This is a genomic window from Sulfitobacter sp. BSw21498, assembly GCF_006064855.1.
Classification (GTDB): domain Bacteria; phylum Pseudomonadota; class Alphaproteobacteria; order Rhodobacterales; family Rhodobacteraceae; genus Sulfitobacter.
Window position 1 is genome coordinate 2,364,663 of sequence record NZ_CP040753.1, and the last position, 20,424, is coordinate 2,385,086.

Sequence of the window (20,424 nt, forward strand, 5' to 3'; positions counted from 1 at the left end):
CCGCCAAGCCGTATTATAGAATCAAGAAGGGAGGCCGGATCGTTCCGGCCTCCCTTCTTTCGTTTCAGTGTCCCCTAAAGCGAGGCGCGTGCCCGTTACCCGCCAAAGATATCGCGGAGCACCCTGTCGATGACCCCCAGCGGGTTGTCTTGACGCGGTAGGCGCTGCGGCTGCTGCGGTTGTTGGGGCTGTTGTGGTTGCGGCGGCGGTGCCTGAACCACGGGCGGTTCGGGCACAATCATCGGCAGCGGCGTGTTGGGCAAACCGTCATGCACCCGCACCATGACCTGCTTCCAGATCTCGGTCGGCAACCCGCCTCCCGATACCCCTGTCAAAGGCGTGTTGTCGTCATACCCCATCCAGACACCGGCCACGTAATCAGCCGAAAAGCCGATGAACCACGCATCACGGTTGGCCTGTGTCGTACCCGTTTTACCGGCCAGCTCGCGCCCACCGAACTGTGCGCGCTGACCGGTGCCGGAGGACACGACTTTTTCCATCATATAGACCAGCTTCAGGGCGGCATCTTCTTGAATGACCCGCTCACCGATACCACCGCCGGTACCCATCACCGGTTCGGTATCCCCCTGCAACGTCAGATCAAGCAAACCGTAAGGTTTGACCGACGACCCGCCGTTCAGGATGCCCGCATAAGCCCCCGTCATCTCGAGCAGCGTGCTTTCGGAGGCGCCAAGCGCCAGTGCCGGACCGGCAGCAAGATCGCTTTTGATCCCGAATTGCTCTGCCACTTCGCTGACCAGATCGCGCCCGACGCTTTCGGATACTTTGACTGCCGGAATGTTAAGCGAATCCTTCAGGGCGTCGGTCAACGTCACATTCCCCTTGAACCTGTTGGTATAGTTCTTGGGACACCACTCGCCCGACCCGGGGATGTTCAAACAATATGGCGCGTCCTCAATCAGATCGTTGGGCGAATACCCCAGATCCAAGGCGGCGGCGTAGATAAAGGGTTTGAACGCGGACCCGGTCTGGCGCATCGCTTGGGTGGCGCGGTTAAAGGCACCCGCAACCTTGGTCTTGCGCCCGCCAACCATACCGCGCACGGCACCATCTGCAGACATGATCACCACAGCGGCCTGTGCCTTGGACCCGTCACGCACCTGATTTTCAAAAACCCAGCTGAGCCCCTCTTCGGCGGCGCGTTGGATCTTCTGGTCCAGCGTGGTTTTGATCACCACATCTTCGGTGGTGTTGCGGGTAAAGAACTCGGGGCCCGACGACATCACCCAATCAGCGAAATACCCGCCCGCTTCGGCCTCCGCGGCCTCTGACAGCTCTGCGGGGTTGGCGATGGCGTTATCCGCCTCGGCCTTACTCAGATAGCCCTGATCTTCCATCAAACGGATCACGGTGGCCGCGCGGCTTTGGGAACGATCAAGGTTATTGGTGGGTGACAGTGTGGTCGGGGCCGTCAACAGCCCCGCAAGCATCGCACCCTCGGCAGGCTTCAACGCCGCCGCCGGTTTGCCAAAGAAACGCTGTGCGGCAGCTTCGGCCCCGAACGCACCGCCGCCCATATAGGCCCTGTTCAGATAGATAGAGAGGATGTCATTCTTGGAGTACTTTGTCTCCATCGCCATGGAAAACAGCGCCTCTTTGCCCTTGCGCGACAGTGAGGACCGGCGGCATTCGGATTCGTATTCCTTTTCCGTTTGCCCCGATGTGGCATCATAGGGTTCACCCAGACACAGCAGCTTGGCGACCTGTTGCGTGATCGTCGACCCGCCGTGGCCCGACAACGGCCCGCGCCCTTCGCTCAGGTTGATCTTGACCGCAGACGCGATGCCGCGCGGACTGATACCAAAGTGCTTGTAGAACCGTTTGTCTTCGGTTGCGATGACCGCGTTTTTCAACGCAGGCGATACGCTTTCGGCGGTCACGATCCCGCCGAACTGATCGCCACGCCACGCAAAGACATCACCATAGCGATCCTTGAGCGTGACAGACCCGCGGGCGCGCCCGTCCAACAACGCCTCGAGCGGGGGCAGCGTGGTGTAGAAATAGCCAACAGCAAGCGCGACCATCAGCACCGCGACAGCCGTCACACGCCAGATGATCGTCCAGATCAAACGGAACACCCACCGCACCAACGCGGCCAGCCAACCGATCGGCCCCTTGGGGCGCGCGGGGGCGCGCCGCGCGGGCTTACGTTTGGCGGAGGCCTTTTTCGCAACGGGTTTGCGGGGCGGATTGCCGCCTTTGCCCGCGGTGCGCTTGTCGGCAACCAAGGGCCGCTTCCGTTTGGATGAATCACTCATATGCTGCTCACTGAACCGTTCTTTTTTTCGCACTCTATCCTGCAGAACGCGGTTTGTTTAGCGTCGACGCCACTTTGCGCCACCTAATTAACGCCCAATAATAAGGCACCCTCCTTCGGGATGCCCAATATTTACGCAATCACACCCTCTACCAGAGGGACTAAGCGCGATGAACCCTTCCTTCAAGGGCCACCGGCCGGTCTTTTGTTCAAGGCATACCGCAGGAGATACCTGCCATCTGGAAGAGGGATTATAGGTGAAACTCATTATCGCAACAATCAAGCCATTCAAGCTCGAGGAAGTGCGTGAAGCACTGACCGAAGCGGGCGTGCGCGGCCTGATGGTGACCGAGATCAAGGGCTTTGGTGCCCAGTCCGGCCACACCGAAATTTACCGCGGCGCAGAATATGTCGTGAACTTCGTGCCCAAGGTGAAGCTCGAGCTGGTGGTCGCAGACGCGCTGGCCGACCAGATGGTCGAGACAATCACCCGCACCGCGCATACCGGCAAAATCGGCGACGGCAAAATCTTTGTGCTCGACGTTGAACAGGCCGTGCGCGTGCGCACTGGCGAAACCGGCGAAGACGCCATCTGACCCCCACGTCCGAGGAATTGACGACATGACATCACGACTTCTTATCCCCCTTGCCGCCGCAGCCACGCTGCTGCCGTCCTTGGGTTTCGCGCAGGAGGCCGAGTATGCAACCGCGGCTGACACTGCTTTCATCTTCAACACGATCCTTTTCCTGATCGGCGGCTTCCTGGTGTTCTGGATGGCAGCGGGTTTTGCCATGCTCGAAGCGGGTCTGGTGCGATCCAAGAACGTGACCACACAGCTGACCAAGAACATCGCGCTGTTTGCGCTGGCGGCCATTCTGTACTGGCTGGTGGGCTATAACATCATGTACCCCGGTGACGCATGGATCATTCCCGGCGTATTCGGCACCTTTGCCACCAAAGACATCAAGACGGCGATCGATGCGGGCGGCTATTCCAACGCGTCCGACTTCTTCTTCCAGTTGATGTTCTGCGCGACCACCGCGTCCATCGTTTCGGGCACCTTGGCCGAGCGTATCAAGCTGTGGCCCTTCCTGATCTTCACCGTTGTGCTGACCGGCTTTATCTATCCGATCGAAGCAAGCTGGCAGTGGGGCGCAGGCTGGTTGTCTGACGCGGGCTTCAGCGACTTTGCGGGCTCGACTTTGGTGCACGCAGCTGGCGGCTTTGCGGCGCTGGCAGGGGTGCTGGTTCTTGGCCCTCGTATCGGCAAGTACAAAGATGGCCGTGTGATCCCGATGCAGGGTTCGAACCTGCCACTCGCCACTTTGGGTACGTTCATCCTGTGGCTGGGTTGGTTCGGCTTTAACGGCGGCTCGCAGTTGGCCATGGGAACGATGATCGACGCCGACGCTGTTGCGCAGATCTTTGCCAACACCAACATGGCCGCAGCTGCGGGTGCCATTGCCGCGCTGGTCCTGACGCAGATGCTGTACAAAAAGCCCGACCTGACAATGGTCCTGAACGGCGCGCTTGCCGGTCTGGTGTCCATCACGGCTGGTCCGCTTGACCCGACCCTGTTTGGTGCGCTTTGGATTGGTGCTGTCGGTGGTGCGATCGTGGTCTTCGCAGTGCCCTTCCTTGACAAGCTCAAGATCGATGACGTGGTCGGTGCGATCCCGGTTCACCTGATGGCGGGTTTCTGGGGCACTTTGGTCGTGCCGGTTTACACCGAAGGGACATCCTTTGTGACACAGATCATCGGCTTTGCCTCGATCGGTGCCTTTGTCTTCATCGTGTCGCTGATCGTCTGGATGATCCTGAAAGCCACCACCGGCATCCGCGTGAGCGAAGAAGCAGAGATCGTTGGCCTTGATGTGTCCGAACTGGGCATGGAAGCCTATCCCGAGTTCTCGAAAAGCTAAGGCCTAAATCACTGCAGGCAGGCAGGTGCCCGGGCGTTCGCGCCCGGGTTTTTCTATGGGTCGAGGCTGCGTGTGACCCGCTGTGCGCTTAAACAAAAACCGCCGCGCTGAGGTATCAGCGCGGCGGTTAGAGTATTTTTAAAAGGGTGAAGCAGCGGTTAGATGCCGACCTCGATGATCGCTTTGGCGAGGATCGGTACGGTTTCAGCGTTCAGGCCGGCGATGTTCATGCGGCTGTCGCTCACCATATAGATGCCGTGGTCTTCGCGCAGCTTGTCGACCATTTCAGACGTGGTCCCAAGGCGCGAGAACATGCCGCGGTGTTCGGCGAGAAAGCCAAAGCGGTCCGAGCCGGACAGACGCTGAAGCTCGCTTGCGAGTTGGGTGCGCAGGCCCAGCATGGTGTTCCGGATGTCTTCGAGTTCTGCCATCCAGTCGCTGCGCAAGGCATCGTCGTTCAGGATGGTGGTGACGATGCGAGCACCGTGATCTGGCGGGAAGCTGAAGTTCTGGCGGTTGAGAAAGGCCAGCGTGCCCTGGTTCAACTTTTGCGCCGAAGTGTCCGCCGAAAGCGCCATTAGGATGCCGGTGCGTTCACGGTAGATCCCGAAGTTCTTGGAGCAGCTTGCCGCGATCAGACACTCCGGCACCGCTGCCGCGACCTTGCGCGTGGCCGCCGCATCAGCGTCCAGCCCGTCGCCAAAGCCCTGATAGGCGATGTCGATCATCGGGGTGGCACCGGTGTCTTGCAGAACCTTGATCACCGCATCCCACTGCGATGCGTTCAGGTTGGCACCGGTCGGGTTGTGGCAGCAACCGTGCAACAAGACCACATCGCCTTTTTGCGCGGTCTTGAGGTCGGCGATCATGCCATCGAAATCAACGCCACGGGTGTCGTCGTCGAAATAACGATATGGCACCATCTCCATCCCCAGATACTTGAGGATCGACAGGTGGTTCGGCCATGTCGGGTTGGACACAAAGACCCGTGCGTTCGGGCGGGCCATCTGGATTAGCTCAAACGCCTGGCGGATCGCGCCGGTACCGCCCGGCGTCGCAGCCGCAGCCACCTGGGCGCGGGGGACCGCATCGCCAAGCACCATCCGCACCATCGCATCACCGAAAGCAGGATCGCCCGCCAGACCGGTATAGGCCTTGCTGTTCTGGGTTTCCCACAGCTGATGTTCGGCCGCTTTTACCGCGCGCATGACGGGCGTCAGCCCCGTGGCATCTTTGTACACGCCCACACCAAGGTCGATCTTGGTGTCGCGGGGGTCGTCCTTGTACATCTGCATCAAGGCAAGGATTTTATCGGCGGGCTGCGCCTGTAGGGTTTCGAACATTATGCGTCTCCGGTCGCAACGGGCACGGTGGGAAACATCCCCCATTCTGCCCAAGATCCATCGTAAAGGGACCAATCGGTGTGGCCCATCCGTTCCAATGCCAACGCTAGTATGGCGGCAGTGATGCCCGACCCGCAGGTGGTGATCACGGGCTGCGACAGGTCGATCCCTGCTGCCTCGAATGCAGCCTTGGTCTCGGCTACGGATTTTAGTGTTTTGTCGTCGTTCAGCAGCTCTGTGTAGGGCAGGTTGCGCGAACCGGGGATGTGACCTGCACGCAAACCTTCGCGTGGTTCGGGGGCCTCGCCGCGGAAGCGGGCGGCTGCGCGGGCATCAACGATTTGTGGTGCCTTGAGTTTCGAAGCTTGTGCCACCTGTGTCACGTCGCGCACCAGCTGGTTCTGGAACCGCACGGTCATGTGACGGTCGCGCGGGATCGGCGGCATGTCTTCGGTCGGGCGGCCTTCGGCGACCCATTTGGGCAAGCCACCGTCCAGCACGGCCACATTTTCCTGCCCCATCAAGCGAAACAGCCACCACACGCGCGCAGCAGACAACAGCCCTGACCCGTCATAGATCACCACCTGATGCCCGTCGCCCACACCCAAAGCACGCATCCGCGACATGAACTTTTCCGCAGGCGGTGCCATATGCGGCATGTCCGACCGCGCATCCGAGATTTCATCGATGTCAAAGAAGCGGGCACCGGGAATATGCGCTTGGTTGTATTCGGCTTTGGGGTCACGGCCCGCATCGGGCAAATACCAAGATGCGTCCAGCAAGCGCAGGTCCGGATCCTTAAGGTGCTGCGCCAGCCAATCGGTTGAAACAAGCGTTTTCGGATTGTCAGCCATGGGTCCACCCCCTTTTAGAACAGGTTTTTCAATGCCTACCCGCGACGGCCGCCGCAAGCAAGAGCCCGTGGCAGTGCACATGCAGCATAAGCCGAAAATGAATAAGGAGTTACCAGTTCAGCAGGGCAAACGCCAATTAGCAGGCGTCAGCCGTGGTCTTTCAGCAGACGTTGTTTTTGCCGTGACCAATCACGCTTGGCGGCAGTTTCGCGTTTGTCGTGCAGTTTCTTACCCTTGGCGATGCCGATCTTGATCTTGGCCATGCCACGGTGGTTGAAATACATCACCATCGGCACCAGCGTCATGCCCTTGCGTTGGGTTTCATTCCACAGGTGCGACAACTGTTTTTTGGACACCAGCAGCTTGCGGCGACGGCGCTCTTCGTGGGTAAATGTCTTGGCCTGCTTATAGGGCGCGACGTAGGAGTTCACCAACCACAGCTCGCCATCTTCCACGGCAGCATAGCTTTCGGCGATGTTGGCACCGCCGTTGCGCAGGGATTTCACCTCGGAGCCTTCAAGGATGATGCCGCATTCAACGTCGTCGTCGATAGCGTAATCAAACCGCGCACGGCGGTTTTCTGCGATGACCTTGTAGTTCGGGTCCGATTTGGAAGATAATTTAACCTGTGACATGCCAAGGATGTAGGGCGTCACGGCGCTGCGCGCAAGATGCAGCTGCGGGGTTTGCGCGGCGGGACCCCGAGCGTCCCGCCGACAGTTTAGTCACCCAGCTTGGCATGCACCTCTGCAAGGTCGATCTCGCCCGTGGGCATCTTGTTTGCAGGGTTGTCGAAGTCGTATTTGAACAGCTCGAAATCCCGTTTGAAGATTTCGCGCACCAGATGCATCGACAGATCGTCAAAGTAGTCTTCTACCGGATGGGCACGCTTGGGGCCGTGGCCTTCGGATTCGTTAAAGCGCGGGATATCACCGAGATTTACGGGATGGGGCGTGTCGATGGCGTCCAGAACGCTTTGCATGCCGTCGTTGAATTTCTCGGTCCAGATGATCTTGTCATAGGTGCCGCCGTTCACAATGAACGTACTGACATGGCCCGATTGCGCTGACCAGTGAATGTCGGGGTCCATGGGCCGACGCCAGCGGATGGTGTCGCGGGCGAACAGCAAGAACCGGCGGAAGCTGGCGATTTGGTCAAACTCTTGCTTGCCGTCATCGCCGCCGACTTCGATCCCGTATTTCTGCATCAAAAGCGGCACCAGATTGCCGCGGTACCGGCGACCGTTCCGCTGAATGCCGCAAATCTTGTCAAAGAAAGAGCTGAGAACCCGCGTGTAAGGGTTGCGCACGCAGGTGAACGCGAAGGAATTGTGGTTTTCCACGTTGTTCGTGATCAGCGGCTGGGACGCGTCTTGCGCCCATTTGTGCATCCCCGATTTTGAATCGTGGATATCCCCATCAAAGAATTCGCCATGATCCGAATAGAACATGATTTGTCCAATGGTCGAGCAGGCGCATTTGGGCACCACCCGGTACACCACGCTCTCGCTTTCTGTCATCCACGTCCCTGGAAAACCCATATTCGGCTCGGCCTCCTAAATTTTTTTGTACTTATGCTGCCATTTATGGCGACAGAATGGCCCAAATAAAGAAAAAGCAAATATTCGTGGTTTATTCAATCGCTGTTCGCCTTTATCTAACAAACTCGTCCAGAGCAGAGGGGATGCGTGTTTCACGATGGCCAGCATAGCCTATATCCTTTTGTGTCATAAAGACCCCCTTGCCGTCATCAAGCAAGCGGAGAGATTAACGGCGTCTGGTGACTATATGTCGATCCACTTTGACGCCTCGGCCAGCCCGTCTGATTTCGCCCAGATCAGCCAAGCGCTTGGCAAGAACCCGAATGTGACTTTTGCCAGCAAACGCATCCGCTGCGGCTGGGGGGAATGGTCGCTGGTGCAAGCGACGCTGAACGCGGTCGAAAGCGCGATCGACGCCTTCCCGCGCGCCACGCATTTCTACATGCTGTCGGGCGATTGCATGCCAATAAAATCCGCCGAATACATCCACGATTACCTCGACGACAATGACTACGATTTCATCGAGAGCTTTGACTATTTCGAAAGCGACTGGATTAAGACCGGCTGGAAAGAAGAACGGCTGATCTATCGGCACTGGTTCAACGAACGCACCCAGAAAAAGCGGTTCTATGGCATGTTCGAGCTGCAAAAGCGCCTTGGCCTGACGCGCGAGATACCCGCGGATCTGCAGATCCAGATTGGCAGTCAGTGGTGGTGTCTGCGCCGCCAGACCGTCGAAGCCGTGATTGCATTCACCCGTGCGCGCAAGGATGTGATGCGGTTTTTCAGGACAACCTGGATCCCGGACGAGACGTTTTTCCAGACCATCGTACGCCATATCGTGCCCGAAGCCGAATTACGCGTGCGCACCCTGACGTTCCTGATGTTCACCGATTACGGAATGCCGGTGACATTTTATAACGATCACTACGATCTTTTGCTGTCGCAGGATTATCTTTTTGCCCGCAAGATCAGTAGCGAGGCGCTGGACCTCAAGCGCCGGCTGGGACTGTTGTATTCGGCCCGCGATGTCGAGGTTCAGATCAGCAACGAGGGGCGCAACCTGTTCAAGTTCCTCACCAATCGAGGCCGGATCGGGCGGCGTTTTTCAACCCGTTTTTGGGAAAAGGAAAGCACGCTGGGGCGCGAACGCGAGCTGCTGATCGTGGTGTGCAAAAAATGGCATGTGGCCAAACGTGTGCTTGAACAGATGCGTCAGGCGACCAACCTGCCTGCGCTCGAATACCTTTTCAGCGAACAGGACACCGCCCTGCCCGATCTGGGTGGTATCCAGAACTCTTTGGGCAAACGCACCCGTCACCGTCGGTCTTTGATGCGCATGCTGTTTGATTATTACGACACCGACCAGTTGATCGTCTGCATGGACCCTGGTGATATCGATTTGCTGAACGACTTTGCCGCTGACAGGTCAGTCACGCGGGTGCTGGAGATCGAATGCCAGTTCTCGGACGACTACCTTGTCGGACACGCCAAACGTGTCGGGCTGGCGGGCGAGCGCACCTCTGTCGACACACTAGAGCGGCTTTTGCCCACGATCCGCAATGATCTGACGCTGGAATCCGATCGTATCCGCGACGCGCAGTTCGAAAACTACGCCCGCGTGCGCGAAACAGCCTCGGCACAGGAAAACACCGAAGCGCTGGCCGCCTTTCTGCGCATATCGCCGGAGCAGGCACGCCCCATCGCCGATACCCACCATCTTTTTACCGACTGAGGACTGCCCATGGCCTATACCTACGACGATCAGAACATCTTTGCCAAAATCCTGCGCGGCGAAATTCCGAACAACACGGTTTACGATTCCGAACACGCGCTGGCGTTTCGGGACATTGAACCGCAGGCCCCCACGCATGTGCTGGTGATCCCCAAGGGGCCGTACATCAGCTTTGACCACTTCGCCGCAGAGGCAACCGATGCCGAAATCGTCGGCTATGTCCGCGCTATTTCAAAGGTGTGCAAAGCCGAAGGCGTCACTCTGGATGCGGGCGAAGGCTTTCGCATGATCGCCAACGCAGGCGCGCATGGCGTCCAAGAGGTTCCGCATTTGCATGTGCATATCCTGGGTGGCCGACCCATGGGGCGCATGGTGGCGCGCCCCAGCTGACCACCACCACTTTAAGAACAAGCGCGACGGGCGCGGCGTGATCTCGCGCCGCGCTTATTTGTTTTTGCGGCCCGCCCGCCAACGTGCAAAACGCCCCTGCTTTTCGGCTAAATCGTCTTCCAGCCGCTCGAGCGTCGGGTCAATGCGGGCGCGTCTGAACCGACGCCAGCGCACCCAGATCGCATACACCAGCGCCGCGAACAGGATCAGGATGATGATGTTCAGGAAACGGATGCCCTTGCTTGCATCCGGCCCGTCCACTGGACGTACAGACACCGCATTGGGGAAGATCGACAGGAATTCATTCCGCCAACCATAGTGTTTCAGCGCGACATACTTCGGGGTCCCCGCGGCAGATTTGAGATCCGATGCCTCAGCTTGCAGGTTCGTCGTGTCGAACTTGAAATACGGCGGCCAGCCCCAGCCGGTGTCTTCGTTGCGGTAGACCATGACGTCGCCCTTGGCCCGGCGCGACTGGATAAAGAACACGTCGCGGTTGCCTACGGCGGTGCTGTTGCCCACATCAGCGTTCGACCAGAAGATCGAATTATCGCCAAAATCGATGCGCTTTTCATAGGTGTCGGTGATCCGCACGATATCGACCTGAGGCAACGTATAATGAAAGAACCCGGCAATGATCAGCCAGATCACGCCCCAGAAGGCCCATTTGATAATCGCCATCGGCGTTTCCCCTTAATTAAAGTTGGTGAGGTAGACGGTCAGGATGACCAGCCCCACCGGGACAACATAGACCCCAAGGATCAGCTTGCGGCGGATTGACCCGTCATATCGTTTGAGCCCTCGTTGCACGAATGTGTCGCGATCCACAAGGCGCGGTCCCGCCGCCCACTTCTGGTGCAGTTTGCCCCGCCGGACCCGACGAGAATAAATCGACAGCGCGATATAGAGGATGGTCAGAACGACAAAACCGATAACGATCAACTTTAGCAAAGCCAGCATATGCCTGAGCCTCTTTCGTGTCGCGTGCTAGTCGGTCAACGGCCAGATGACCTTTAACTCGCCGCCGCTTTCACGTTCGGGCGTTACCAGCTCTCCGCCTAATTGTTGTGCCGCGGCAAGCAGAATGCGCATACCAAGGCCTGTGCCGGTTGTCTGATTGTTGGGAATACCGGGGCCATCGTCAATGCAGCTCAGGTGGTAAAAACCATCCTTGCGTTCACCGCGCAGCTCAAACGTCCCGCGTTTGCGGCCCTCATAGGCGTATTTCGCAGCATTGGTCATCGCCTCGTTCACAATCATCCCGACAGAGGACGCGCTACGCGACGACAGATGCGTCGTTTCAACTTCTACGGTGACATGCACCCCATCTGGCATCTGTTGGCTGGTGGAATGCGCAACCTTTCTCAGGAAGGCCGCGATATCCACTGCCGCACCGGTGTCGGTCAGATACAAAGCTTCGTGGAGGCTGCTAATGGTCGAAAGACGCCCCTGAATGGTGTCGAGTGCTGCGCGGGCCTCGGGGGATTTCTCGCTTCGGATCTGGATGCGGATCAACGCCTCCAGCGACTGGAGCGAGTTTTTCACGCGGTGATCCACCTCTTTGCGCAAGACTTCGGCATCGGCCAGCGCCTTGTGCAATTCGATCTGCCGCATCGCCTGCCCCGCCAGAACCTTGAGAGCACGCCGTTGAAAATCGTTCAGCTGGTGCGGTTTTCTGTCGAGCACACACAATGTACCAAGCGGCAGGTTCCTGTCGTCTTCCAACAGCGCGCCCGCGTAAAACCGGATAGAGTCGTCGCCGGTGACGAAATTATTGTCAGCTGTGCGCGGGTCGATGGTGGTGTCGTTCACCTCGAGGTAATCATCCCCGGCAATGGCATGGGCGCAAATGCTATCGGTGATGTCGCTGCCGTCAATCTCTAACCCGATTTTGGATTTAAACCACTGGCGATCATCATCCACGAGAGAGATCAGCGCAATCGGCACCTCGCAAATCTCTGCCGCGAGGCGGGTAATGTCGTCGAACCCTTCTTCGGGCGTAGTGTCTAGAATGTTATACCCTCGCAGCAACGCGAGGCGCATTTCTTCTTGCTTAATTAAAGATGCTTTCATCGACAATACTCACGATACGGCGTGCAGAAAGCACTTTTTACAAACCCCACAGATCGGAGGACAGAACGCAAATGGCCTGACACCCCACCCTGCGACAGCGATGGGTCAAAATATCTACGTTATGGTATACGTCAAGCCGTATTCCCGATTTGTCCCGCCGGGGTCGTCCGCCCCCCTGGGCAAACGGGTGCCCCCCGAAAAATGGGGGGCACTGCATTTATCCTACGACGTTGAAATCAGGGCCATAAGGGTAACCTGTGATGTTGTCGTTGCCGTCTTCGGTAATCACCAGAATGTCATGTTCGCGGTAGCCGCCCGCGCCTGGCTGGCCTTCGGGAAGGGTCAACATCGGCTCCATCGAGATGACCATGCCGGGTTCAAGCACCGTATCGATGTCCTCGCGCAGCTCCAGACCGGCTTCGCGGCCATAGAAATGCGACAGCACGCCGAACGAATGGCCGTACCCAAAAGTGCGGTATTGCAGCAGGTCACGTTCTTCGAGGAAGGCGTTGATCTTGTGGGTGACGTCGGCGCAGCTGACACCGGGTTTCAGCAGGCTCATCCCGTATTCATGGGCCGCGACGTTGGCTTCCCAAATCTTCAGGCTGGCGGGGTCCACCTCTCCGGCGAACAGGGTGCGTTCCAGTGCCACATAATAGGCCGAGATCATCGGGAAGGTATTCAGCGACAGGATATCGCCGCGTTCCAGCTGCCGTGCGGTGACCGGATTATGCGCGCCGTCGGTGTTGATGCCAGATTGGAACCACACCCATGTGTCGCGGTATTCGGCGTCAGGGAACCGCTTGGCAATCTCAAGCTCCATCGCGTCGCGGCCGGCCATGGCGATGTCGATCTCGCGCGCGCCAACCTTGACGGCATCGCGGATCGCGTAACCGCCCACGTCGGCCACCTGAGCGGCCTGCCGGATCAACGCGATCTCTGCCGGAGATTTATGCATCCGCTGGCGCATCGTCGTCTCGAACAGGTCGATCATCACCACCGGCTCGAGGAAATCCTCTAGCTTGTCGCGCTGCATCAGGGTCAGGTGGTCGCCCTCATAGCCAATCGTCGCACCCTTGCCCGTGACCGACGCCACAGCGCGCCAGTAATTGTCGCGCTGCCAGTCGGTATAGGTGATGTTGTCGGCAAAGCTGCGCCGCCACGGCTGGCCTGCGTCAATGCCCGCCGAAATGGTCACACATTCCGTCTCCGTTACCACCAGCCCGTAGGGACGGCCAAAGGCGCAGTACAGAAAGCCCGAATAATAGGCGATGTTGTGCATCGACGTGAAAACCGCAGCCGTCGCACCGGCCGCATCCATGCGTTCGCGCAGCTCTTCCAGACGCGCTTCGTATTCGGCGGCGTCAAACGGCAGCGGAGACTTCGTGCCGTTGTGGAAACGGTACATATCGGGACGTGCGGTTTTGGATGTATTGGTCATATCAGACCCTCCTTCTCAGAAAGGTCCCGGCGTGCAGGACGCAAGGGCCGTGAAATGCTGGACGACGCCATCGTCCAAACCCGCCCCCTGTCTCGCCGATTTGCGCCGTCCGATCAAGGCTCACTTTATCCCAAGCAGCGCTTTCACCATATCGCTGTCCGGATCTTCAAGCAGATCGATAATATCAAAATGGTGCCGCCCGTCGACGACGAACTGCTTGGCCCCCCAAACGCGCGAGAATTGCTCGGCTTGTTCAAGGAAAGCGGGGCGTTCATCGGCACCGACCCAAATCGTGACATTCACCCCATGGGGCGGGGTCATGTTGACGGGGCTTTCAGCGGTTGCTTCGGCTTCGTCCAGTTTCAAGATCTCGTTCATAGAGGTCTGCAGCAGCGGCATCAGATCGGCCACGGGCGAGATGGCAACGATATTATCAATGCGGTCACGCACGTCTCCGGACAGGATCAGCGGGTCGGTCATCCGTGCGACCTGCTGCCCGCCTGCGGAATGCCCGACCAAAGCCAAAGCGCCTTGCGTACGTTTCGCGATTTCACTGATGGCACGGCCGACCTGCCCCGTGATCTGAGCGATCCGCACATCGGGACATAGATCATAGCCGACCATCGCAACCGCATAACCGCGCGCCAATGGACCAGCGGCCAGATGCGACCAATCGGCAGGGGCAAAGGCCTTCCAATAGCCGCCGTGGATAAAGATTACGGTGCCGCGTGACACGCCTTCGGGTTCGAAAAGATCAAACACCTCGCGGTCCGTCGGCCCGTACGAGATGTTCTTTTGCGCACGAAATCCCAGCTTCTTGCGGAATGCCGCTGCGGCCTTTTGCCAGCGGGGCGGAAATGCCTCTGCGTTCTCGATATAAGCGGCGTTTGCATAGGCGTCGTCTAGCTGCATGTGGTCCTCCGTCAGCGTCCCGTAATGATGTGGAACTAGACAATCATAGCGAATGTTGCTTTGGGTACCACAGACAAAAGCGGAGAGATCAAAATGACTGACGCAAAGACTGACCTAAAATCAATGCTCAAAGATCCCAGCCTGTTGGAAACCCGCGCCTATATCGGCGGTGAATGGGTCGATGGCGATGATGGCACCTTTGATGTGGTGAACCCCGCCCGCGGCGACGTGATCGCCAAGGTTGCCAACCTTAGCCGTGCGCAGGTGGCCGGTGCCATCGCTCAGGCAGAAAAGGCGCAAAAGGAATGGGCCAGCTGGACCGGCAAGGAACGTGCCGGCGTCATGCGTAAATGGTTCGACCTGATGATGGAAAACCAGGACGATCTGGGTGCGATCTTGACCGCTGAACAGGGCAAGCCCCTGGGCGAAGCCAAGGGCGAGATCGCCTATGGTGCGTCCTTCATCGAATTCTTCGGCGAAGAAGCCAAACGTGTGTACGGCGAAACCATCCCCGGCCACCAGCGCGACAAGCGGATCACCGTGATCAAGCAGCCCATCGGCGTTGCCGCGTCGATCACCCCGTGGAACTTCCCCAACGCAATGATCACCCGCAAGGCCGCGCCCGCGTTGGCCGCCGGTTGCGCCTTTGTTGCGCGCCCTGCTGCGGAAACACCGCTGTCAGCGATCGTCATGGGTGTGCTGGCCGAACGTGCAGGCATCCCCGCGGGCGTGTTCAACGTGGTGCCATCCTCGTCCTCCTCCGCCGTGGGCAAGGAATTCTGCGAAAACCCCGCCGTGCGCAAACTGACCTTCACCGGATCAACCGAAGTGGGCCGCATCCTGCTGAAACAGGCTGCCGATCAGGTCATGAAATGCTCGATGGAGCTGGGGGGCAATGCGCCGTTCATCGTGTTTGACGATGCCGATCTGGACGCCGCTGTCGAAGGCGCGATCCTGTGCAAGTTCCGCAACAACGGCCAGACCTGCGTCTGTGCAAACCGCATCTATGTGCAGGCCGGTGTCTATGACGCCTTCGCCGCCAAGCTGAAGGCCCGCGTCGAAAAGATGAAGGTCGGTGACGGCTTTGAAGACGGCGTTGATCTGGGGCCGCTGATCAACGGCGATGCCTCCGAAAAAGTGAAAGAGCATGTCGAGGACGCGCTGTCGAAAGGCGCTGAAATCCTGCTGGGCAGCAAAGAAGAGAAGATGGGCGGCAACTTCCTTGCGCCGACCATCATCACGGGTGTGACGCAGGATATGAAGGTCTCGAAAGAGGAAACCTTTGGCCCGCTGGCACCGCTGTTCAAATTCGACAACGAAGACGACGTGATCGCAATGGCCAATGACACGATCTTTGGCCTCGCCTCCTACTTCTACGCCAAAGACCTGAGCCGCGTGTACAAGGTCGCCGAGGCGCTGGAATATGGCATTGTAGGTGTGAACACCGGCATCATCTCGACCGAGGTCGCGCCGTTTGGCGGCGTCAAACAGTCCGGTCTGGGCCGCGAAGGCAGCCACCACGGGATCGAAGACTATCTGGAAATGAAATACATCTGCATGTCGGTCTGACCTGCGGATATTGGAAATGTGAAAACGGGCGGCGGGGTGATCCTGCCGCCCGTTTTCTTTGGAAGTCAGCCGTTTAGCGCACGGGTGATCAACTGCCCCAATCGTTCGATACCCACTGCGATCTTGTCTTGGGTCGAGGTCGAATAGCTCAACCTTAGAGTATTGCGCCCCGACCCGTCCGCGAAAAACGCGTGCCCCGGCACAAAGGCGACCCGTTCGCTTTCCAGCGATTGCTTCAGCAGCTCGGCCCCGTCCAGCGTGTCGGGCAACGTCACCCAGATGAACATGCCGCCTTCGGGCTTGGTCCAGCTCACGCCTTTGGGCATATGGGCTTCCAATGCCGCAAGCATCGCATCCCGACGGGCGCGATAGGCGCTGCGGATCGTGTCGATATGGCTGTCGAAATGCTGCTCTGCGACTGACGATATTGCGATCTGGTTCAATGTGGCACTGTGCAGATCGGCGGCTTGCTTCATCAACACCAGCTGCGAGATCACGGGCATGGCGGCACAGACCCATCCAACGCGCAGCCCCGGCGACAGCGTTTTGGAAAAGCTGCCACAATAGATCGTACGGCAGGCTTCAAGATCACCGCCTTTACGCGCCGCCTCCAGCGCGAGGATCGGCGGGATCGGGTCCCCGTCGAAACGCAGCGATTGATAGGCCGCGTCTTCGATCACCGCGATCTCCATCTCCTCGGCCAGATCAATCACCCGTTCGCGCGCGGCGCGGTTGACTGTGGCACCGGTAGGGTTGGCAAAATCGACGGAAAGATAGGCGAACTTCGCCGCCCCGCCTGCATCCTTCGCGGCCGCGGTATAGTCCGCGCCGCTGCGGTTGCTAAGCGGATCGAGCTTGTCATAGCGCGGCTCGTAAGCGTTAAAGGCCCCCAAGGCCCCCAGATAGGTCGGCCAGCCCACCAGCGCCGTATCGCCCGGCGACAGAAACAGCTTGCCCAGATAATCCAGCGCCTGCTGCGAGCCTGATGTGATCAGAATGTTGTCCGGCGTCGCAGGAATACCGATCGCCTGCATCTGCGCCGCGATCCAGACGCGCAAAGGTTTGTGCCCCTCGCTGGTGGAATACTGCAACCCCTGCGCCGCCATCGGCCCGCTCAGTGCCTCGGCAAAGGCGTCCTGAAACGCGGCCTTCGGGAACAGATCAGGATCGGGAATGCCACCAGCAAAAGAGATAATATCGGGCTGATCCAACAGCTTGAGAAGCTCGCGAATTTCCGACGCCTTCATGCGTGTGGCGCGTGTTGCAAAAATTTCCTGTAGTGACATCCCGCGTTCCTCCCCCGACTGGATCGGGGCACTCTGACGGCAGCGGTATTTTAAGTCAATAACTGTGACCTAGCCGCCGCTCGGGCGCAAAGAAGCCCGGCGCAAATGCACCGGGCTTCATCTATCGCACTGGAAGGGCTTAGTTGACGGTATTCGCGTCAACTACATCCTTTTCGATCGCTTTGCGCGCGCGCGAAATCTGGATCTGGCGCGGCTTCAGCGCTTCGGGCACCTGACGCTCAAGGTCGATGTGCAGCATACCATCGGCATGGGCCGCACCAGTAACCTGCACGTGATCCGCCAGATGGAAACGGCGTTCAAACGCACGGGTAGCAATGCCGCGATGCAGATAGGTTTTATCCGTATCCTCATCGACTTTACGGGCCGACACGATCAGCGACTTTTCACGCACTTCGACGCTAAGATCACCTTCGGTGAATCCGGCGACGGCGATGCTGATACGATAGGAATCGTCGTCCAGCTTTTCGATGTTATAGGGGGGATAGCTCGGCTGGGGCGCGTCGCTGGCCATCACGCGGTCCATCAGGTTGGCGATTTGGTCAAAGCCGACAGTCGAACGGTGCAGCGGTGCAAAATCAAAACTACGCATAGGTATTCATCCTCGTTTGAGCGATAATATGGTCAGACCTTCCATCTTGGACAGGCCTTGGGTTGCTGTCCGAAACCCTTTCAAAGGCGTTCCGGTGAGATGAATGTGGGGTTGGGTAATTCGCGTTTCAAGGGCCTACAAAAGGCGCGCGATACCTGCATCAGGGTTTGATGAATTTCGCGCCTGTGGTGCGGCGGCGATCCTCGGAAGTGATGCGCTTGCTGATGACGCCACCGCTTTGAAACACCCCTTTGCCCGCGACCAAATCGGCCTGAAGACGGGCCAACGGCGCGCCAAGTGCAGTGCCAAGCGACACTTCCTTGTTGTCGACATTGGCCTTGGCAGAGACCACCGACACAATCTGCGGCACACCGTTTTCGAAGGTAAAAATCGGCGCACCGCTGGCTCCGAAATCGACGGAGCATGTGGTCACCAGCACGCCCTCTTGGCGGGCCAAAACGCTGCAGACCTCTTGCAGGGAGGGGGCCTCGGAGCGGTCCTTGGCATAGCTGACGACACCCAGCTGGTCGCCTTGTCGCGGGCGGCGGGCTGTGTCGAAAGGTTTGATCGTGGTGTTACGGATCGGGCGGTCGAGCTCCAGCAGCGCCAGATCGTTGCGCACGCGGTCCGACGACACGACGCCATCATAGACATAGTCGGGATGTACCACTGCGCGGCGCACGTTCCGGTACGCGCCCGCCCGGCCGTTGCGCCAGCCTGCCAGAAATTCGACTTCTGAGTGGTCAATGCGTTGTTTGCTGTCTTTGTCATACAGACAATGCGCTGCCGTCAGCACCAGCCGGGGCGCGATCAACGCACCGGTGCAAAAGCCCTTGCCGCGGATATCCAGACGGCCCACGGCCTCCCACGCGCCGGCATCCACCCCCGTATCCAGCCTGCGCAGACGCGCATCCTGAGCAAGCCCGGCGGTTGCCACAGTCAGACACATAATAGAAATAGCTACCCAACGGCGCACGGATATCGCTCCTACTTCGGCAAAATGAGGTCTTATGAAGTCCCTCGTATTTCCGAGATAAGGCGAAAATGCGGCGAAACCGCTATCTGAACCGAGGAATCTGCAAGTTTGCGCCTTTTTCTTGCGACAGCGCCGGAGGCTTCGGCCCACCCGAGGCCCAATCCAGCAGCTCTACCGTATGCACTACAGGGACGCCCGCCGCCGATCCGATCTGCATCATACAGCCGATATTCCCCGCCGCGATCACATCGGGGTTCTTGGCCATCAGGGTTCTGACCTTACGATCTTTCAACTGCTTGGAAATTTCGGGCTGCATCAGATTATACGTCCCTGCTGACCCGCAACACAGATGCGAATCCGCTGGTTCAACGACGCTAAAGCCCGCACGTTTCAGCAAATCCTTGGGATAGCTTTTGATCTGCTGGCCGTGCTGCAACGAACAGGCGGCGTGGTAGGCGACCGTGATGCCGTGGTGCGCGGGCGTTGGGGCCTTTGCTGCGTCAATGCCCGCGATATCGCCCTTGGCGGGGTTGGGCACCGCGCTTGGGTACGCGTCCCCCGCAAGATCATGCAGTACCTCGGATACGTCCTTTGCGATCGCCGCCACCCGCGCCGCATCTGCCGCCAGCGGATCGTTGCGGAACATGTGGCCGTAGTCTTTCACCGTGGTCCCGCAGCCCGACGTGTTGATGACGATGGCATCGAGCCCCTGCCCGTCCATCTCGGCGCACCACGCCTTGATGTTGCGCGCGGCCGTCGCATGGCTTTCGCTGGTTTTGCCCATGTGATGGGTCAGCGCCCCACAGCACCCCGCGCCTTCGGCCACGACAACCTCGCAGCCCTGCCGTGTCAGCAGCCTGATGGTGGCGTCGTTGATATCGGTGTTCAGCGCCTTTTGCGCACAGCCCGTCATCAGCGCCACCCTTTTGCGCGCTGCCCCTTGGGCGGGGAAGCTTTGCGGATCATCGTTGCGGCTGACCGGCGGGATCGTCTTGGGTGCCATCTCGAGCATCGCACGCAGCCGCGCATCGGGCATCAGCCGCGCAAACGGACGCCCGATCTTGGCCCCCAGCAGCGCCAGCCGAAAGCGTGTAGGATAGGGCAGGATACGCGCCAGAACCCACCGCAAGGCACGGTCGCTGAAGGGCCGTTTGTAGCGTTTTTCGATATAGTCGCGGGCGTGATCCACCAGATGCATATAGTGCACGCCCGAGGGGCAGGTTGTCATACAGGCCAGACAGGACAGGCAGCGGTCGATATGTTTGACCGTCTTTTCATCCGGATCGCGGTCATTTTCGAGCATGTCCTTGATCAGGTAGATGCGCCCGCGCGGGCTGTCCAACTCATCGCCCAAAATCTGATAGGTCGGGCATGTGGCGGTGCAAAAGCCACAATGGACACAGGCACGCAAAATCTCGTTGCTGCGGGCCGTTGCGGGGTTTTTCAACTGTTCTGCGGTGAATGTGGTTTGCATGAAAGCTCCGGCATGGCGGG

At 58.9% G+C, this 20,424-nt stretch carries 19 protein-coding genes; 5 read left to right on the forward strand and 14 right to left on the reverse strand.

Annotated features, from left to right (window positions below):
• Positions 1 to 95: 95 nt before the first annotated feature.
• Positions 96 to 2,279, reverse strand: a complete 2,184-nt coding sequence (locus E5180_RS11510) for a transglycosylase domain-containing protein (protein ID WP_171048945.1) — start codon at positions 2,277 to 2,279, stop codon at positions 96 to 98.
• Between the two features lie 256 nt (positions 2,280 to 2,535).
• On the opposite strand from E5180_RS11510, the gene E5180_RS11515 reads away from it, so the two are divergent.
• Both E5180_RS11515 and E5180_RS11520 read left to right on the forward strand, forming a co-directional pair.
• Positions 2,536 to 2,874 (forward strand): P-II family nitrogen regulator, encoded by a 339-nt coding sequence (locus E5180_RS11515; RefSeq protein WP_005851080.1) that lies wholly within the window; start codon positions 2,536 to 2,538, stop codon positions 2,872 to 2,874.
• A gap of 25 nt (positions 2,875 to 2,899) precedes the next feature.
• On the forward strand, positions 2,900 to 4,201 hold the full coding sequence (locus tag E5180_RS11520; RefSeq protein WP_093731554.1) for an ammonium transporter: 1,302 nt from the start codon (positions 2,900 to 2,902) through the stop codon (positions 4,199 to 4,201).
• Positions 4,202 to 4,359: 158 nt separating this feature from the next.
• Here E5180_RS11520 and E5180_RS11525 read toward each other — a convergent pair whose 3' ends face one another.
• The 4 genes from E5180_RS11525 to E5180_RS11540 form a co-directional block, all read right to left on the reverse strand.
• Positions 4,360 to 5,544 carry an amino acid aminotransferase gene (locus tag E5180_RS11525; RefSeq protein ID WP_138924500.1) on the reverse strand — a complete coding sequence of 395 codons (1,185 nt, stop codon included), beginning with the start codon at positions 5,542 to 5,544 and terminating at the stop codon, positions 4,360 to 4,362.
• On the reverse strand, positions 5,544 to 6,398 hold the full coding sequence (sseA, locus tag E5180_RS11530) for a 3-mercaptopyruvate sulfurtransferase (RefSeq protein ID WP_138924501.1): 855 nt from the start codon (positions 6,396 to 6,398) through the stop codon (positions 5,544 to 5,546). Before sseA ends, E5180_RS11525 begins: the two co-directional genes overlap by 1 nt.
• Positions 6,399 to 6,544: 146 nt before the next feature.
• Complete coding sequence (gene smpB / locus E5180_RS11535; protein ID WP_138924502.1) at positions 6,545 to 7,033, reverse strand: SsrA-binding protein SmpB; 489 nt, start codon at positions 7,031 to 7,033, stop codon at positions 6,545 to 6,547.
• Between the two features lie 86 nt (positions 7,034 to 7,119).
• Positions 7,120 to 7,938 carry a sulfotransferase family protein gene (locus E5180_RS11540; RefSeq protein WP_138924503.1) on the reverse strand — a complete coding sequence of 273 codons (819 nt, stop codon included), beginning with the start codon at positions 7,936 to 7,938 and terminating at the stop codon, positions 7,120 to 7,122.
• 157 nt (positions 7,939 to 8,095) lie between these two features.
• Here E5180_RS11540 and E5180_RS11545 point away from each other — a divergent pair, with 157 nt between their 5' ends.
• Positions 8,096 to 9,673 carry a DUF5928 domain-containing protein gene (locus E5180_RS11545; RefSeq protein ID WP_138924504.1) on the forward strand — a complete coding sequence of 526 codons (1,578 nt, stop codon included), beginning with the start codon at positions 8,096 to 8,098 and terminating at the stop codon, positions 9,671 to 9,673.
• A gap of 9 nt (positions 9,674 to 9,682) precedes the next feature.
• Complete coding sequence (locus E5180_RS11550; RefSeq protein WP_138924505.1) at positions 9,683 to 10,063, forward strand: histidine triad nucleotide-binding protein; 381 nt, start codon at positions 9,683 to 9,685, stop codon at positions 10,061 to 10,063.
• A 54-nt stretch (positions 10,064 to 10,117) separates the two neighbouring features.
• On the opposite strand, the gene E5180_RS11555 is transcribed toward E5180_RS11550, so the two are convergent.
• The 5 genes from E5180_RS11555 to E5180_RS11575 all read right to left on the reverse strand — a co-directional run bounded on the left by E5180_RS11555 (position 10,118) and on the right by E5180_RS11575 (position 14,489).
• Positions 10,118 to 10,744 (reverse strand): DUF1523 family protein, encoded by a 627-nt coding sequence (locus tag E5180_RS11555; RefSeq protein ID WP_138924506.1) that lies wholly within the window; start codon positions 10,742 to 10,744, stop codon positions 10,118 to 10,120.
• A gap of 12 nt (positions 10,745 to 10,756) precedes the next feature.
• The gene (locus E5180_RS11560) at positions 10,757 to 11,023 is read right to left on the reverse strand and encodes a hypothetical protein (protein WP_138924507.1); all 267 of its coding nucleotides are present in this window, start codon (positions 11,021 to 11,023) and stop codon (positions 10,757 to 10,759) included.
• A gap of 27 nt (positions 11,024 to 11,050) precedes the next feature.
• Positions 11,051 to 12,106, reverse strand: a complete 1,056-nt coding sequence (locus E5180_RS11565) for a sensor histidine kinase (RefSeq protein ID WP_254700459.1) — start codon at positions 12,104 to 12,106, stop codon at positions 11,051 to 11,053.
• A 247-nt stretch (positions 12,107 to 12,353) separates the two neighbouring features.
• Positions 12,354 to 13,577: an aminopeptidase P family protein gene (locus E5180_RS11570; RefSeq protein WP_138924509.1), complete on the reverse strand. Its 1,224-nt coding sequence runs from the start codon at positions 13,575 to 13,577 to the stop codon at positions 12,354 to 12,356.
• Between the two features lie 120 nt (positions 13,578 to 13,697).
• Positions 13,698 to 14,489, reverse strand: coding sequence for an alpha/beta hydrolase (locus E5180_RS11575; RefSeq protein ID WP_138924510.1), 792 nt, complete (start codon positions 14,487 to 14,489; stop codon positions 13,698 to 13,700).
• A gap of 93 nt (positions 14,490 to 14,582) precedes the next feature.
• Between E5180_RS11575 and E5180_RS11580 the strand changes: the two genes are divergently transcribed.
• On the forward strand, positions 14,583 to 16,058 hold the full coding sequence (locus tag E5180_RS11580; protein WP_138924511.1) for an NAD-dependent succinate-semialdehyde dehydrogenase: 1,476 nt from the start codon (positions 14,583 to 14,585) through the stop codon (positions 16,056 to 16,058).
• 65 nt (positions 16,059 to 16,123) lie between these two features.
• Here E5180_RS11580 and E5180_RS11585 read toward each other — a convergent pair whose 3' ends face one another.
• The 4 genes from E5180_RS11585 to glcF form a co-directional block, all read right to left on the reverse strand.
• Positions 16,124 to 17,344: an aminotransferase-like domain-containing protein gene (locus tag E5180_RS11585; protein ID WP_138924512.1), complete on the reverse strand. Its 1,221-nt coding sequence runs from the start codon at positions 17,342 to 17,344 to the stop codon at positions 16,124 to 16,126.
• 139 nt (positions 17,345 to 17,483) lie between these two features.
• Positions 17,484 to 17,954: an Hsp20 family protein gene (locus E5180_RS11590; protein WP_138924513.1), complete on the reverse strand. Its 471-nt coding sequence runs from the start codon at positions 17,952 to 17,954 to the stop codon at positions 17,484 to 17,486.
• A gap of 160 nt (positions 17,955 to 18,114) precedes the next feature.
• Positions 18,115 to 18,903, reverse strand: a complete 789-nt coding sequence (locus E5180_RS11595; RefSeq protein ID WP_138925200.1) for a trypsin-like serine peptidase — start codon at positions 18,901 to 18,903, stop codon at positions 18,115 to 18,117.
• A gap of 109 nt (positions 18,904 to 19,012) precedes the next feature.
• A complete protein-coding gene (gene glcF / locus E5180_RS11600; RefSeq protein ID WP_138924514.1) occupies positions 19,013 to 20,404 on the reverse strand; it encodes a glycolate oxidase subunit GlcF in 1,392 nt (463 codons plus the stop codon).
• Between the last annotated feature and the right edge of the window lie 20 nt (positions 20,405 to 20,424).